A 15,747-nucleotide genomic window follows, 5' to 3' on the forward strand; every position below is an offset into this window, starting at 1 on the left:
TGTGCAAGCATGCCCCTTGTGGCGCGCCTCGGTTCCGGAATCCCGTTGGTCGCGCGCGACCGCGAGTTGGACCGGTTGCGCGCCATGCTGGCGCAGGCCGGTGAGGGCACCGCGGGGGCGGTGTTGCTCGCCGGCGACGCCGGGGTCGGCAAGACGCGGTTGATGGACGAGCTGGCGGCCAGCGCGGAAGACACCGTCGTCCTCGTGGGACGGTGCCTGGACGCGGGCGAGACCGGGTTGCCGTACCTGCCGTTCGCCGAGGCGCTCGGCAGCGTCAAGGACACGGCGAACCGGCCCGCGCTCGCGATGTTGCTGCCGCAGCTGGCGTTGCCCGCCGAACGCGAGCCCGGCACCGAGGGCATGATCGCACCGAGCCTGATCCCGGGGCGCAGGCCCGAGCAGGACGTGGGGCAGCTCCAGCTGTTCGACGCCGTGCTCGGGTTGCTCGGTGATCTCTCCGAACGGCAGCGCGTGCTGCTGGTCGTCGAGGACCTGCACTGGGCGGACGCGTCGACGCGGTACCTGCTGTCGTTCCTGTTGTCCCGCTTGCGTTCCCAGCGCCTGCTGGTCGTCTGCACCTACCGCGCGGACGACCTGCACCGCAGCCATCCGTTGCGGCCCTTGCTGTCCGAGCTGGTCCGGCTGCCCGCGGTGGAACGCCTCGACCTCTCGCCGTTCAACGCCGCCGACGCCCGCAGGTTCGTCGAGGCTCTCAGCGACGACCTGCCGGAGGACGTCGTCCAGCAGGTCGCGGAACGCAGCGAGGGCAACGCGTTCTTCGCCGAGGAACTCATCGCGGTCGCGACGTGCGACGACGCGAGGTCGTTGCCTTCCGCGCTCGCCGACGTGTTGCTCAGCCGTGTCGAAAGCCTCGGTCCCGAGGCGCAGCACGTCGTCCGCGTCGCGTCGGTCTGGGGCCGCAAGGTTCGGCACTACCGGCTGCACGAGGTCGCCGGCATGGCCGACATCGCGTTCGACACCGCGTTGCGCGAGCTGGTCCAGCACCACCTGCTCGTCGTGCACGACGACGAGGTCTACGCCTTCCGCCACGCCCTGCTCCGGGAAGCCGTCTACGGCGACCTGCTGCCCGGCGAACGGGTTCGGCTGCACGCCGCCTACGCCCGCCACCTGGCCCAGCGGCTGGACGAACGCGGCACCGCGGCGGCGCTGGCCCACCACGCTTTCGAGAGCCACGACCTGCCGCAGGCGCTGAAGGCCTCGATCCAGGCGTCCAAGGAGGCCGAACGAGCCGGCGCGCCCGCCGAGTCGTTGCGGTACCTGGAGAAGGCGCTCAACCTGTGGAACGCGGTCGCCGAGGCGGATCGTCCGTCCGATGTGGACGAGTCGGTGCTGCTCCGGCGTGCCTCCTGGGTCGCCGGCACGGCCGGTCAGCCGGAACGGGCTGTCGCGTTCGCCCGCAGCGCCACCAAAGCCATCAGCGCCGAGCAGACGCCGGAGGAGGCCGCCGAGATCTGGCTGAGGCTCTCGCAGGCGTTGTCCATCCTGGACGGCAGCGAACGGGAAGGCTTCGAGGTCCTCGCGAAGGCTCTCGCCCTCGTGCAGGACCGCGAGCCGAGTCCGACCCGCGCCCGTGTGTTCGCCGGCAAGGCTTCGTCCCTGCGTCAGCAACGCGCGGACGCCGCGGCGCGGGAAGCCGCCGAACTCGCGATAGCGGACGGCCAGACGGCGAACGCGCCAGGAGCGGTCGCGGACGGGCTGGGCACCCTGGCGATCCTCGACGACCACGCGAACCAGCCAGAGCAAGCCAAGGCCAGTTTCGAGCGCGCGATCCAGTGCGCGCGCGAGGTCGGAGCGTTCAACAACGAGCTGAGGGCTTGGTACTACTACGGCCTCATGCACTACGACCGGGGCGAACTGGCCGAGGCCGCCCGCGTCTTCAACCTGGCGGGCGCCAGGGCCAAGGAGACCGGCCTGACGTGGAGCATGTTCGGGCTGGAGATCCGCATCCTCCAGGTGCTCGTGCACTACTACGTCGGCGACTGGGACTACGCGGCGTGGGCCAGCGAACCGCCCGGCATGTCGGTGTCGTCGACGGTGCTGGCCCGGCTGGCGTCGGCGAGCACGCACCTCACCGTCTCGCGTGGTGATCTGGCCGAGTCCGAGCGGGTCATCACGAAGCTGCGCAGCGACTGGCACCGCGACATCCAGATCGCGCTGATCAACGGTGGCACGGGCGCGGAGCTCGCCTTGTGGCGCGGCCGCCCGGAACTGGCTGTCGAACGCGTCACGGACGCGCTGGCGTGGGCGCGCAAGCTCGGTGGTCCCTGGATGCTCGCGGGCATCAGGATCGGCGCGGTCGGCATCGCGGCGTACACGGAGATCGCCGCGAAGGCACGCCGCAAGCGGGACACCCAGGCGGAGAAGAACGCGGTCGAGGAGGGCCACAAGCTCGCCGAGCACGTACGGCTCACTGCGAAGAACGGCAAGCCGCGCGCCGGCGTCCTGGGGCCGGAAGGCAGGGCCTGGCTGGCCCGTGCGCTGGCCGAGGAGTCCCGGCTGACCGGTTCCGGCGACCCGGAGCTGTGGCAGGCCGCCGTCGACGAGTTCGCCTACGGGGTCGTGTTCGAGCAGGCGCTGTGCCGCTGGCGGCTCGCGGAGGCGTTGCTCGGTGCCGAACGCCGCGAGGAGGCCGCCGAGCAGCTGCGCCTGGCCGACGAGGTGGCGACCAGGCTCAAGGCCGCCCCGCTCGCCGAGGCCATCGCGTCGTGCGCGAAGCGGGCCCGCATCACCCTCAGGGCGGACGAGCCCGTGCGCGACCAGGTCGACCTCTTCACCCCGCGCGAACGCGACGTGCTCGGGCTGGTGGCCTCCGGACGCACGAACCGCGAGGTCGGCGAGGAGCTGTACATCAGCGAGAAGACCGTTTCCGTGCACCTTTCCCGGATCATGGCCAAGCTGGGGGCGTCCCGGCGCGCGGAGGCCGTGGCCATCGCGTACGACCGAGGTCTGCTGGAATAGCGCCGGTTGTCATACCTCAGGCTGATGCTCAACGCGTCGCGGAGTTGATGTCCGCGTACTCAGGGAACTCATAGCTTCTTCCTCATCAAGGAACATCCCCTGTGAGGAAGGCGAGCGACATGTCTGCACTGGTGTCCGAGGTCGGCACCCGGACCGCCGCGGCGGCCCACAACCTGGTGAAGGTCTACGGCAAGGGTGACACCGCGGTGCGGGCGCTCGACGGCATCGACGTCGCGTTCCAGGCCGGCCGGTTCACGGCGATCATGGGTCCGTCCGGCTCCGGCAAGTCCACGCTGATGCACTGCCTCGCGGGACTGGACACGGTGGACAGCGGCGCGATCCACATCGGACAGACCGAGATCACCAAGCTCAACGACAAGGACCTGACCAAGCTGCGCCGCGACCGCGTCGGCTTCGTGTTCCAGGCCTTCAACCTGCTGCCGACGCTGACCGCCGAGCAGAACATCCTGCTGGGTCTCGAGCTCGCCGGCCGCAAGCCCGACAAGCAGTGGTTCGACACGATCATCAACGTTCTCGGCCTGCGCGACCGCCTCACCCACCGTCCGACCGAGCTGTCCGGTGGCCAGCAGCAGCGCGTGGCGTGTGCCCGTGCGCTCGTCGCCCGTCCCGAGGTCATCTTCGCGGACGAGCCGACCGGCAACCTGGACTCCCGCAGCGGCGCCGAGGTCCTCGACTTCCTGCGCATGTCGGTCCGCAAGATGGGCCAGACCGTGATCATGGTGACGCACGACCCGGTGGCCGCGAGCTACGCGGACCGCGTGGTGCTGCTGGCCGACGGCCGCCTCGCCGGTGAGATCCACGAGCCCACCACCGAGTCCGTCGTCAACGCCCTCACGCACCTGGGGGCGTGAGGTAGATGCTGAAGACCATCCTTGCGGGCCTGCGAGCCCGCACGGCGAGGCTGGTGCTGTCCAGCATCGCCATCGCGCTCGGCGTCGCGTTCGTGACCGGAACGCTGGTTCTCGGTGACGCCGTCGAGGCCCAGACCAGGGACAACTTCGCCCGCAGCGCCCGCAACGTCGACGCCGCCGTGCACCTGGCCGAGAACAGCACGGACCGCGAGAACGGCATCCCGGTCGAGTTCGTGCAGAAGATCCGGTCGACGCAGGGCGTGGCCGGTGCGGACGCCCGCGAGTTCGGCAGCGCGGCACTGCTCGGCAGCGACAACAAGGCGCGCAACGCGCTGGTCCAGCCGCTGCCCACCACGGAGAAGCTGCGGGACTTCAACCTCAAGGAAGGCAAGTTCCCGGTCAAGGCCGACGAGGCCGCGATCGACACCAAGACGGCGCAGGTCGCGAAGCTCAAGGTCGGCGACAAGCTCAAGCTCCTCGACGAGGACAACGCCGAGCACGCGTTCACCATCGTCGGCACCTACCAGCAGGGCGCGAGCAGCCTTTCGATGTCCGGCAGCGATCACGTCGTGGTGTCGCCGGAGGGTCTGCGCACGGTCATCCCGAAGCAGCGCGTCTACGAGATCGTGGCCGTAGCCAAGGACGGCGTGTCCCAGCAGCAGCTCGTGGACAACATCAAGGCCACCATCGGCACCGGCTACCAGGTGCAGACCGGTGAGCAGCTGACCAAGGAGACGCTGGAGCAGGTCGGTGACGCCGCCGGCGAGATCAAGACGTTTCTGCTCGCGTTCGCCGCGATCTCACTCGTCGTCGCGGGCATGGTCATCTACAACACCTTCACGATCCTCGTCGCCCAGCGCACCAAGGAACTCGCGCTGCTGCGCTGCGTCGGAGCGAACCGCTCGCAGGTGTTCCGCAGCGTGCTCGCCGAAGCGGTCTTCATGGGCCTCGCGGCATCGGTGCTGGGCCTCCTGGGCGGACTCGGCGTGTCGGCGGGCCTGCAAGCCTTCATCGGCTCGGTCGGCGGCCCCAGCGGCGGCGAAACCGAGATCCGCCTGCCGATCTCGTGGGTGACGATCGCCGCCGGCTTCGGTGTCGGTGTGGTCGTGACCGTGCTGTCCGCCGTGCTGCCCGCCCGCCGCGCCACGAAGGTCGCCCCGGTGGCCGCCCTGCGCTCGCAGCCCGACAGCCACGACGACGTCGCCCGCACCGGCAAGATCCGGATCGTCGTCGCGACGCTGATCGCGCTGATCGGCGGCGCGGCCGTCTACTTCGGCCTGCGGCAGGAGAAGGAAGAGCCCGCGATGTTCATCACCGGCGGCGCCACGATGGTGTTGCTGCTCGCGGTCCTGCTCCTCGGCCCGCTGTACGTGCCGCTGGTCAACCGCCTGTTCGGCAAGGCGCTGCGCGGTGTCCCGGCCAAGCTGGCCTCGGCCAACGCGGGCCGCAACCCGAAGCGCACCGCCGCGACCACCGCGGCGTTGATGATCGGCGTGACCATCGTCGCGATGGTGACGGTCGTGGCCGGCAGCGGTCGCCAGACCATGAACGAGAAGGTCGACGCGCAGTTCCCGGCCGACTACGAGGTCAGCTCGAACGTCTACAGCCAGCCGCTGAGCCAGAAGTTCACCGACGAGCTCGCCAAGGTGAAGAACGTCGCGAAGATCGCGCCGGAACTCTCCGCGTCGACCGAGTCGCCGCAGCTCCAGTACGCCTACGTGACCGGCTACCCGTCGGACGCGATCGGCTCGCTGGTCCGCGCCGACACGACCAACGGTCCGTTGACCCCTCTCAAGGACAACGAGATCGCGATGCGCGAGAAGGACGCGAAGGAAGCGGGCCTCTCGATCGGTTCGTCGCTGAGGCTCGGCGACAAGGAATTCAAGGTCGTCGCGCTGATCAAGGCCAACAACTACGGCACCGGCATCGTGACGCTGCCGGCGGCGCAGGGGCTGCTCAAGGATGCTCCAAAGGGCTACCAGAAGCTGCTGGTCAAGCTCGCGCCGGGCACCGACATCACGGCGGCCCGCGCCGACCTGGAACGCGCCATCGCCACGTCGCCGGTAGCGGTCCTGAACTCCGCGGCGGAGACCAAGGCCGAGCTGAACTCGCAGATCGACCAGATCCTGCTGTTCATCTGGGCGCTCGTCGGTCTGGCGCTGATCATCGCCCTGTTCGGCATCGCGAACACGCTGACGCTGTCGGTGCTGGAGCGCACCCGCGAGTCGGCCCTGCTGCGGGCGCTCGGCCTCACCCGAGGTCAGCTGCGGCAGATGCTGGTGGTCGAGTCGATCCTGATGGCGCTGATCGGCGCGGTCGTGGGTGTCGTGCTCGGCGCCGGGTTCGGGTGGCTGCTGGTCGAGGCGATCTCCAACTCGGAGTTCCAGATCAGCTTCTCCATCCCGTTCGGACAGATCGGCGTCATGCTCGGCCTGGCCGTGGTCGCGGCGATCATCGCGGCCGCTCTGCCTGCTCGCCGGGCCGCGAAGAACTCCGTGGTCGCGGGGATGGCGGAGGCGTAGGACACCCCGCCTGGCTCCGGTGCGTCGGGGACCGAACCAGGCGGGTTCGGGAGTGCGGAAACAGGGGCCGCACGACCGGGGGATCGGTGGAGGTCCGGTGCTGTCGGGGCACCGGGCCTCCGCTGTGTTCGTGCGGCGAGCGTTGTGCGTCCGTTCGGCCTATCGAACCGGCCCCTTACCCGCCCGTTCGCCTCCTCAACCGGGGTCCGCGAAAAAAGTTCGAGAGCACGCGTCACTTTCGGCCCGAAAACCCCTCTACCTGGGGTGAGGGACGACCGGAGCGAGGGCCCGGTCGTCCCTCCTCGTCGTTTCCGGGGGTCCGCGACCGCCCAGGCCGGGACGCGCCGAATTCCCGGCACAGGTTTTTGTTGCCCGTCTCCACAAAGTTACGGAACGATGTCGACCGCTTGACACCCGCGCCTCTCCAGTTGAGTGTGAGAGCGCTCTCATCACAGTTAAGCGCCGCTCACGGCGTCGTCGAGGAGGACGGATGAGCACAAGGCTGGTCGGCAGCATCGCTGCGACCCTCGTGATGGTTCTGGCCGCGGGATGCGGCGGGAGTTCCGAGGCCGACGGCAAAGTAGAGCTGTCGCTTGGCCTGTTCTCCGACTTCGGTTACGACAAGCTGATCGAGGAGTACCAGGCCTCGCACTCGAACATCAAGATCGAGCAGCGCAAGGTCAAGATGGAGCAGCACAACACGCAGCTCGCGACTCAGCTCGCGGGTGGGCGTGGTGCGGCGGACATCGTCGCGCTCGAGGAGGGCGTGGTCTCGCAGTTCCGCGCCTCCAAGGACAAGTTCGTGAACCTCGCCGAGTACGGGGCGAAGGACCTCAAGGACCAGTGGGCCGGGTGGAAGTGGAACCAGGGCACGGCTGACGGCGGTGAGTTCGTGCTGGGGCTGGGCACGGACATGGGCAGCCTCGGGCTCTGCTACCGCCGCGACCTGTTCGAGGCGGCCGGGCTGCCGACGGACCGCGAGGCCGTCGCGAAGCTGTGGCCGACCTGGGCCGACTACTCGAAGGTCGCGGACCAGTTCACGGCCAAGACGCCGAACGTGAAGTTCGTCGACACCGGCCGCAACGTCTACAAGGCCATCCTCGACCAGACCGAGGAGGGCTACTTCGCGAAGGACGACTCGTACATCGCGGAGAAGAACGACAAGGTCAAGACGGCGTTCGACACGGCGGCGGCGCTCGGCACCAAGCAGCAGACCGGTGCCCTGGAGCCGTTCAGCCAGGACTGGAACGTCGCCCTGAAGCAGGGTTCGTTCGCCACCACCACCTGCCCGGCCTGGGCGCTCGCGCTGATCAAGGCGGGTGCCGGCGACGCGGCGGCCGGGAAGTGGGACGTGACGACGGCGCCCGGCGGTGGCGGCAACTGGGGTGGCTCGTTCCTCGCCATCCCGAAGCAGGGCAAGCACCCCAAGGAGGCCTACGAGCTGGCCAAGTGGCTGACGGCCCCCGAGCAGCAGAAGCGGATCTTCAAGGAGACCGGCAACCTGCCCAGCCAGCCGAAGGTCTACCAGGACGCCGAGGTGCAGGCCACGGTCAACGAGTACTTCAACAAGGCCCCGGTGGGCAAGATCTTCGCGACCTCGGCGGAGTCGCTGAAGCCGACCTACCGCGGCACGAAGGACTCGAAGGTCGGACCGGTGTTCGCCACCGCGCTGACCCGCGTCGAGCAGGGCAAGCAGCCGGCGGCTGACGCGTGGACGCAGGCGTTGAAGGAAGCGACGGACGCCGCCAAGTGACGGCCCTTCGCACAGAGACCGAGGCGGCTCCGGCTGCCTCGGTTCCTTCTTCTCCGGAACCGAAGCGCTTCCGGCTGAACAACTGGGACGCGAAGTACACGCCGTACCTGATCATCGCGCCGTTCTTCCTGGTGTTCGGGATCTTCGGGCTCTACCCGCTGGTGTACACGGCGTGGGTGTCGCTGCACGACTGGCAGCTGATCGACGGCGACCAGGGGTTCGTCGGTCTCGCCAACTACGTCGAGCTGTTCGGCGACAGCAAGTTCTGGAACGCGCTGTTCAACACGATCAGCCTGTTCATCCTCTCCACCGTCCCGCAGCTGCTGGCCGCGCTCGGCCTGGCCTCGCTGCTCGACCGGGGGCTGCGAGGACGGGCGTTCTGGCGCGCGGGAGTGCTGCTGCCCAACGTCATCTCGGTCGCCGCGGTGGCGCTGGTGTTCGCGCAGTTCTTCGGCCGCGACTTCGGCATCGTGAACTTCCTGCTGGGTTTCGTGGGCATCGACCCCATCGACTGGCGCGCGGAGACGTGGGCGTCGCACCTCGCGGTGTCCACAATGGTCATGTGGCGCTGGACCGGTTACAACGCGCTGCTTTACTTGGCGGCGATGCAGTCGGTGCCCAAGGACATGTACGAGTCGGCCACTTTGGACGGTGCGTCGCGCTGGAGGATGTTCTGGTCGATCACCGTGCCGTCGATCCGGCCGACGATCCTGTTCACCGTCGTCACCTCGACGATCGGCGGTCTGCAGCTGTTCGCGGAACCGGCGCTGTTCGACCCGGGGTTCGCCGCCAACAACTCCACCGGTGGCTCCGACCGGCAGTTCCAGACGCTGGTGCTCTACATGTACGAGAAGGGCTTCCGCCTGTTCGACGCCGGGTACGCGGCCACCATCGCGTGGATGCTGTTCCTGGTCGTCCTGGTGGTCGCGGCCATCAACTTCTCGCTGACGCGGCGCATCGCGGGCAAGGGGTGATCGCATGAAGAACGCCAAGGCAGGCCCCATGCTCTACGGGTTCCTGGTCGCCGTCCTGGTGGCCTCGGTCTTCCCGCTGTACTACTCGTTCATCGTGGCGTCGAAGGACAACTCCGTTCTCGGCGAGAAGGTGCCACCGCTGATTCCCGGCGGGAACCTGGTCGAGAACATCTCCCGCGTCTTCGACACCGTGGACTTCTGGCTCGCCATGCAGAACTCGTTCATCGTGGCCTCGACCGTGGCGATCTCGAACGTCGTGCTGGGCACGCTCGCGGGCTTCGCGTTCGCGCGGCTGCGGTTCAAGGGGCGCGACTCGCTCTTCCTGGTCGTGCTCGGCACCGCGATGGTGCCGACGCAGCTCGGCGTGATCCCGCTGTACATGCTGATGTCCGACCTCGACTGGTACGGCACGCTGCAGGCGGTCATCGTGCCGGTGCTGATCGGGTCGTTCGCGGTGTTCTGGATGCGTCAGGCGTCCGAGGAGACGGTTCCGCACGAGCTGATCGAGGCTGCCCGCGTCGACGGCTGCTCGGTGCTGCGGACGTTCTGGCACGTCGGTTTCCCCGCCGTGCGGTCGCAGGCGGCGGTGCTCGGCATGTTCACGTTCATGACGGCGTGGAACGACTTCTTCTGGCCGTTGATCGTGCTCGACCCCAACGACAGCCCGACGGTCCAGGTGGCCCTGTCGACGCTGGCCAGCGGGTACTACACCGACTACTCGTTGATGCTCGCCGGCGCCTCCATCGCGGTGCTGCCGGTGATCGCGATCTTCATCCTGCTGTCCCGTCAGATCGTCGGCGGCATCATGCAGGGCGCCCTAAAGGGATGAACCACCGCAGGGATCAAGCCACAAGGGAAGTGAACGTATGACGACCGACTCGGACGTGGAGGTCGCGCAGGAGGTGCTGACCTTCCCGCCGGACTTCCTGTGGGGAGCGGCGACCGCGGCGTTCCAGATCGAAGGCGCGACCACCGCGGACGGTCGTGGCGCCTCGATCTGGGACACGTTCGCCGCGACGCCAGGCAAGGTGCTGGCCGGCGACACGGGTGACCCGGCCTGCGACCACTACCACCGGTACCAGTCCGATGTGGACCTGATGTCCTCGCTCGGGCTGGCCTCGTACCGGTTCTCCGTCGCGTGGCCACGGATCCAGCCCAGCGGCAGCGGGCCGGTGGAGGAGCGCGGTCTCGCGTTCTACGACCGGCTGGTGGACTCGTTGCTGGAGAAGAACATCCAGCCGCTGGTCACGCTGTACCACTGGGACCTGCCGCAGGTCCTGGAGGACTTCGGCGGCTGGCGCAACCGCGACACCGCCTACCGCTTCGCCGATTATGCCGCCCTCGTGCATGAACGGCTCGGCGACCGGGTGGAGGCCTGGACGACGCTGAACGAGCCGTGGGTGTCGGCGTTCCTGGGCTACGGCAACGGAATCCACGCGCCGGGCATCACCGACGCGGTGGCGTCCCTGGAAGCCGCGCACCACCTGCTGCTGGCCCACGGGCTCGCCACGCAGGCGTTGCGCGCGCAGGCACCGGAGTCGCACCGGCTGTCGATCGTGCTGAACTTCAGCACCGTCTGGGGCGATGACGCGGAGGCCGTTCGCAAGGTCGACGGGCTGCAGAACCGCATCCTGTTCGACCCGATCTGCGGCCGCGGCTACCCGCTCGACGTCCTGCAGGACACGACGTGGCTGGGCGACTGGACGAACGTGGTCCGCGACGGTGACATGGAGACCATCGCGACCCCGGTCGACTGGATCGGCGTGAACTACTACAACCCCACCCGCGTCGCGCCCGCCGACCCCGACTTCGTGCCGGCCGGACCGCACGCGGGCCTGCGCGGTGTGGCGTTGCAGCCGCCGCAGGGCGAGCTGACCGGGTTCGGGTGGGAGCAGAACGCCGACGCGTTCACCGAGCTGCTGGTGAGGTTGTCGCGCGACGCCGGCGGGGTGCCGCTGGTGGTCACGGAGAACGGGTCGGCGTTCCCCGACGTCGTGGACGAGATGGGCCGCGTGGTCGACGTCGAGCGGACGAAGTACCTGGTGGACCACGTGCGCGCGGTGCACCGGGCGATCTCCGAAGGCGCCGACGTCCGGGGTTACCTGGCGTGGTCGCTGCTCGACAACTTCGAGTGGGCGGCCGGGTACTCGCAGCGGTTCGGGATCGTGCACGTCGACTTCGAGACGCAGCGGCGCACGGTCAAGGAAAGCGCGGCCACGTTGTCCCGGATCATCGGGCAGAACGGGCTTCCCGCGCACGGCTACGCGATTTAGTTCAACTTCTGGCTGGCACACAGTCGGGCCGAGGGGGCCTTGGCGCTCTCACCAGCGGATACTTCTGTCCGCGGGTGAGAGCGCTCTCTTGTTTCCGGCCTGGTTAACGGCGTCGCAGCACGCGTGGGTCGGCGTGCAGGTTCTCGGCGAGCCTGATGGTGATGAACTCGTTGTTGTCCGGCTTGCCGGGGGTGCGGCCCGACGACGACGGGAAGTTGTTGTCGTTGAGCACCGCGATCGTGCGGTCGTCGAGGATCGTGACGTCCTCGATCGTGACGAACGGGAAACGGAACGGGTCTGCCTGGCCACCGACGTGCTTGGGGTTCGCCAGGTTCAGCAGGTCGGCGACGAGCGTCTTGTCGAGCTTGCCGTCCTTGTCCCGGTCGCGCTTGTCTGCCAGGTAGACGCGCTTGACCAGCGCGTCGACGCCCTGCGCGCCGTCCCGTTCGATGATCAGCAGGCGGTTGCCGTCGACCGCGATCGCGTCACCGATGGCGAAGTTCGGGTTCTCCAGCTGGTAGACCCACTTCTTGCCGGTGAACGAGTTGGACGCGATGTCGAACTCGTTGAGGCGCAGCGTTCCCGGGGTGTCACCGGCGACGGTGCCCTCCAGCAGCGCGTTGATCGTCTTGCCGTCGGGGGACAGCGTGATGCCCTCGAAGCCCTTGCTGCCACCGATGTTCGGGTTGCCGGCGGGGTTCTCGGGAGCGCGCACGCCCGGCAGCGGGACCGGCGCGGCGAGGAGACGTCCCGCGCGGTCGAAGTGCAGCAGGTACGGGCCGAACTCGTCACCCATCCAGTAGCTGCCGTCCGAGCCCCTGGTGAACGACTCGACGTCGAGGTCGGCGCCGGTCAGCACGCGGTCGGCGCGGGTCAGCGGGGTCTTGATGTGGCCGTTGGGGTCGGTCAGCGTGATGCCGCCGAGCACGTCCACGTTGCCCGACCTGAAGTCCGGCGCGATGCGGTGGATGCGCAGGTTGAAGTCCGCGCTGTTGGCCTTGGTGCCGTAGCCGTTGTCGGACAGCACGTCGTAGGTGCCGTCGCTGTTGCGCAGGACACCGCTGAAGCCCTGGACGGGCTGGTCGGCGAACGGCGGGGTGACACCGTTGACCGGGGTGGTGCCGAGGGCCGATCCGCTCGGCTCGCTTCCCGGGACGTAGGTCTCGGCGGGCAGCGAGGCGAAATTGGTCAGCGACGCCTGCTTGGGAGCGCCGTGACGGTTCGCTTCCGGAGCGGCGGCGGTGGGCGTGGCCAGCGCGGTGACGGTGAGCAGGGTGAGGCCTGCGGCCAATGTTCTCCTCATGCCGCGACCCTATGTCGATCGATTTACCCGTGGTTCGCGTCGCGGCAACAAGTTCCGTGAACTCTTGACGTCATGACCACGACTTGGCGCATGCGCATCGAACTCAGCGACAGCCCCGGCGCGCTCGCCCGCGTCACCGTCAGGCTCGCCGCGGCCGACTGCAACGTCCTCGCGCTGCACGTGATCCCCGTCCCAGGCGGAGTGCTCGACGAGATCGTCGTGCGGGCGGGCGAGGGCGTGCTCCCCGCCGACCTCGTCGAGGCCGTGCGCAGCGAGGGCGGCAAGTGCGTGGGGATCACCGGGGCCGACATGAAGGAACTGCTCGACGAACCGACGGCGGTGCTGCGTGCCGCCAAGCTGGCGCTGTCAGATCCGGACCGGACCGCGGAGGCGCTGCGCCAGGTGCTGGCCGCCGACTCGGTGACCTACGGCGAAGCGGGGGACGGCCAGGTCCAGCTGGGAGACATGGTGGCCCGGCGCGGCTGGGCCAGGTTCACCCAGGTCGAACTCACCCGCGCGCACGCGTTGCTCGACCTCCTGGCCGCACCGACGCCTGCAGTGCGCGGCATGCTCAGCGATGACGGCGTAGCACTGGTTCTGCGCCCCGGCACCAACGCGGACGAGGACGCCGTAGCCGACCTGCACACCCGTTGTTCCATGAGGACGATGTTCAACCGGTACCACTCCGGCATGCGCACCGTGCCCCGCCGCTGGCTGCACCGGCTGCTCAACCCGCCGCGCGGCACCACGATCCTCGTCCAGTGCGCGGACCAGACGGTGGCGCTGGGCCAGCTCATCCACACCGGCACACCGGACTGCGCCGAGATCTCGCTGCTGGTGGAGGACGCCTGGCAACGCCGAGGCGTGGGCGCGGCCCTGCTCGGCGCACTGGCCTCGGACGCCCGCGCCGCCGGGTACACCGAACTCGTGGCGTGGTGCCTGCCGTCGGAAAGCGCTCTGGTGCGGACGGCCGCGAGGGCCGGTCTGGAAGCCACGACACGCCGGGAGGACGGCCTGCTCCGCGTTTCAATCGCACCCCGCGGCCGCGCTCTGAAGACGCCAATTGCAACGGTCGGTGCTGAAAAAACACGATGAACAGCGCGGAAACCCTCCTCGGAGATCGCTTGCGGCTAAGCTGACCAGCGACTCAAAGGTTTTCATCGAGGAGTGGTGGTGCTCGTGTCCAACCACGCGCGTCCGACGTTGGAGGACGTGGCCGCGAGGGCTGGGGTCAGCCGCGCCACGGCGTCACGAGTGCTGAACGCGTCGCCGCGCGTCAGCCCCGAGGCACTGGAGGCCGTGAACGCCGCCGTGTCGGCCCTGGGCTACCAGCCGAACCGCGCCGCACGCGCCCTCGTGACCCGCCGAACCGGCGCCGTGGCGGTGGTGTTCTCCGAGCCCGAGCCCAAGATCTTCGACGACCCGCACTTCGCCCGCCTGATCCGCGCAGGCGCCCGTGCACTGGCCGACGTCGACGTGCAGATGGTCCTGATGCTGGTGCACTCACCAGACGACCAGGCGCGCGCACACCGCTTCTTGGCCGGCGGCCACGTCGACGGCGCCCTGGTGTTCGCGCCGCACCGCAACGACGAACTCGTGTCGATCGTGAAGAAGCTCCCGCTGCCGGTCGTCTACGCCGGTAAGCCCTGGGGTCCGCTGCGGGGGATGCACCTCGTGGACAACGACAACGAGGGCGGCGCTGTGCTCGCCACCGAGCATTTGAAGTCGCTCGGGCGCAAGAAGATCGTGCACGTTTCCGGGCCGTTGGACGAGATGTCCGCCATTGACCGGTTGAACGGGTTCAAGGCCGCTTTGTCGTTGGACGACAAGGGGGTTGCTCGGCTGACTGAGGACGGTGGGTTCACTCGCGAGGGTGGGCGCAAGGCCATGTCGGTGCTGTTGTCTCGGATGCCGTCGTTGGACGCGGTGTTTGTTGCGTCTGACTTGATGGCGGCTGGGGCGCTGGAGTCGTTGCACGAGGCTGGGCGGCGGGTGCCTGAGGATGTTGCTGTGGTCGGGTTTGACGACCATGTGGCCATTGCTGAGCACACGGCGCCGCCGTTGACTTCGGTGCGGCAGGATTCTGATGAGCAGGTCAAGCACATGGTTGAGCATCTGATGAAGCTGCTTCGGGATGAGACTGTGAAGAGGAAGCAGCAGATGTTGCCTACGGTGTTGGTGCGGCGCGAGTCGGCCTGACGCGCCTGGTCCGTATTTGGTCACCTTGCGGGCGGCGAGTTCGCCTTGCGTGCTTTCCCTGGGGGACTCCGTCTCCCAGACCCCTGCCAATCTGATCAGGGGGTACCACGCCACGGGCGGGTTGATGGCACGCCTGTTGCTTTGGGCGGAGTTGCGTTGCGTAGGTGGTGCGGTCCGGGCGGGTCCCCGTCACAAGCCGTACCAGAGCGCGCCACACCCGAGGAGGGATGTCAAACGGACGAAAAGCGTGTCCGTTTGACATCCCTCCTCGGGTGCAGCAAGAGCTGAGGCACGACTCGTGACGGGGACCCGCCCGGAGCGCTGTTTCAAGCGTTAAGGACGCCTCGGCTTCGCCTTTGGGTCGCCTCGCCTGCGGCATCGGCGTGGGAGTTGACTCCCGCCTGCGTTGCAGTTGTGCGATCAGCCCTTGAGGTCGGTCCTGATGCCGTCGTGCGCGTGCGATCGACCTTGCGGTTGGAGTCCGGCCCTCGCTTTGCCGTTCAGCGGTCAACCTTGTGGTCTGCCCGGCCCGGTGTTGCCTACCTGCGTTCAACGTGGTCCGCCCGGCCCGGCGTTGCCCACGTGCGTCCAACGCGGTCCGCCCGTCCCCGGCTCTGTCGTCGTGTGATCAGCCTCGGGGTCTGCCTGGCGTTGCCATTAGCCTTGCGGGCTGCGCTGCCCGCGCTTTGCGCGGCGATGAGCCTCGCGGGAGTGTCAGACCTGCTGAGTAAGTTGGGTCGCGGGGGACTGAAATCGAGGGGGTACCCCTGCGTGAGCCTGCGTTTGGGCTGGTCAGCCCAGGTTTTTGCAGGTGGGTGGCGGCAGCGGGTTGAGGGGGCTGCACGGCCAGCCGGATGACGTTGGGGGCGTCG

At 68.5% G+C, this 15,747-nt stretch carries 10 protein-coding genes; 9 read left to right on the plus strand and 1 reads right to left on the minus strand.

The genetic code is table 11. The annotated features are described in order from the left end of the window. Positions 1-9: 9 nt before the first annotated feature. From SK803_RS30195 to SK803_RS30225, 7 genes are all read left to right on the plus strand, one after another. Positions 10-2,979: a helix-turn-helix transcriptional regulator gene (locus SK803_RS30195; protein WP_319969530.1), complete on the plus strand. Its 2,970-nt coding sequence runs from the start codon at positions 10-12 to the stop codon at positions 2,977-2,979. Between the two features lie 119 nt (positions 2,980-3,098). Beyond that, the gene (locus SK803_RS30200; protein WP_319969531.1) at positions 3,099-3,851 is read left to right on the plus strand and encodes an ABC transporter ATP-binding protein; all 753 of its coding nucleotides are present in this window, start codon (positions 3,099-3,101) and stop codon (positions 3,849-3,851) included. 5 nt (positions 3,852-3,856) lie between these two features. Beyond that, entirely contained in the window at positions 3,857-6,373 is a 2,517-nt protein-coding gene (locus SK803_RS30205; protein WP_319969532.1) for an ABC transporter permease, read from the plus strand. Positions 6,374-6,863: 490 nt separating this feature from the next. Next, on the plus strand, positions 6,864-8,126 hold the full coding sequence (locus tag SK803_RS30210) for an ABC transporter substrate-binding protein (RefSeq protein ID WP_319969533.1): 1,263 nt from the start codon (positions 6,864-6,866) through the stop codon (positions 8,124-8,126). Between the two features lie 74 nt (positions 8,127-8,200). Continuing rightward, positions 8,201-9,100, plus strand: a complete 900-nt coding sequence (locus SK803_RS30215) for a carbohydrate ABC transporter permease (protein WP_319969561.1) — start codon at positions 8,201-8,203, stop codon at positions 9,098-9,100. A gap of 4 nt (positions 9,101-9,104) precedes the next feature. Further along, on the plus strand, positions 9,105-9,929 hold the full coding sequence (locus SK803_RS30220) for a carbohydrate ABC transporter permease (RefSeq protein ID WP_319969534.1): 825 nt from the start codon (positions 9,105-9,107) through the stop codon (positions 9,927-9,929). Positions 9,930-9,966: 37 nt separating this feature from the next. After that, positions 9,967-11,373 carry a GH1 family beta-glucosidase gene (locus SK803_RS30225; protein WP_319969535.1) on the plus strand — a complete coding sequence of 469 codons (1,407 nt, stop codon included), beginning with the start codon at positions 9,967-9,969 and terminating at the stop codon, positions 11,371-11,373. 103 nt (positions 11,374-11,476) lie between these two features. Here the strand turns inward: SK803_RS30225 and SK803_RS30230 are convergent, their stop codons facing one another. Continuing rightward, positions 11,477-12,676 (minus strand): esterase-like activity of phytase family protein, encoded by a 1,200-nt coding sequence (locus tag SK803_RS30230; RefSeq protein WP_319969536.1) that lies wholly within the window; start codon positions 12,674-12,676, stop codon positions 11,477-11,479. A 72-nt stretch (positions 12,677-12,748) separates the two neighbouring features. On the opposite strand from SK803_RS30230, the gene SK803_RS30235 reads away from it, so the two are divergent. Next, entirely contained in the window at positions 12,749-13,771 is a 1,023-nt protein-coding gene (locus SK803_RS30235) for a GNAT family N-acetyltransferase (RefSeq protein ID WP_319969537.1), read from the plus strand. A gap of 78 nt (positions 13,772-13,849) precedes the next feature. After that, the gene (locus SK803_RS30240; protein ID WP_319969538.1) at positions 13,850-14,875 is read left to right on the plus strand and encodes a LacI family DNA-binding transcriptional regulator; all 1,026 of its coding nucleotides are present in this window, start codon (positions 13,850-13,852) and stop codon (positions 14,873-14,875) included. The last annotated feature ends 872 nt before the right edge of the window (positions 14,876-15,747 follow it).

The sequence above is a fragment of the Lentzea miocenica genome (assembly GCF_033949945.1).
GTDB classification, from domain to species: domain Bacteria; phylum Actinomycetota; class Actinomycetes; order Mycobacteriales; family Pseudonocardiaceae; genus Lentzea; species Lentzea miocenica.

What these genes read in the sequence shown, in the direction of transcription:
- SK803_RS30205 (WP_319969532.1), top strand. Translation starts at nt 3,857, where the DNA reads ATGCTGAAGACCATCCTTGCGGGCCTGCGAGCCCGCACGGCGAGGCTG.
- SK803_RS30200 (WP_319969531.1), top strand. Translation starts at nt 3,099, where the DNA reads ATGTCTGCACTGGTGTCCGAGGTCGGCACCCGGACCGCCGCGGCGGCC.
- SK803_RS30210 (WP_319969533.1), top strand. Translation starts at nt 6,864, where the DNA reads ATGAGCACAAGGCTGGTCGGCAGCATCGCTGCGACCCTCGTGATGGTT.
- SK803_RS30195 (WP_319969530.1), top strand. Translation starts at nt 10, where the DNA reads ATGCCCCTTGTGGCGCGCCTCGGTTCCGGAATCCCGTTGGTCGCGCGC.
- SK803_RS30220 (WP_319969534.1), top strand. Translation starts at nt 9,105, where the DNA reads ATGAAGAACGCCAAGGCAGGCCCCATGCTCTACGGGTTCCTGGTCGCC.
- SK803_RS30235 (WP_319969537.1), top strand. Translation starts at nt 12,749, where the DNA reads ATGACCACGACTTGGCGCATGCGCATCGAACTCAGCGACAGCCCCGGC.
- SK803_RS30230 (WP_319969536.1), bottom strand. Translation starts at nt 12,676, where the DNA reads ATGAGGAGAACATTGGCCGCAGGCCTCACCCTGCTCACCGTCACCGCG.
- SK803_RS30225 (WP_319969535.1), top strand. Translation starts at nt 9,967, where the DNA reads ATGACGACCGACTCGGACGTGGAGGTCGCGCAGGAGGTGCTGACCTTC.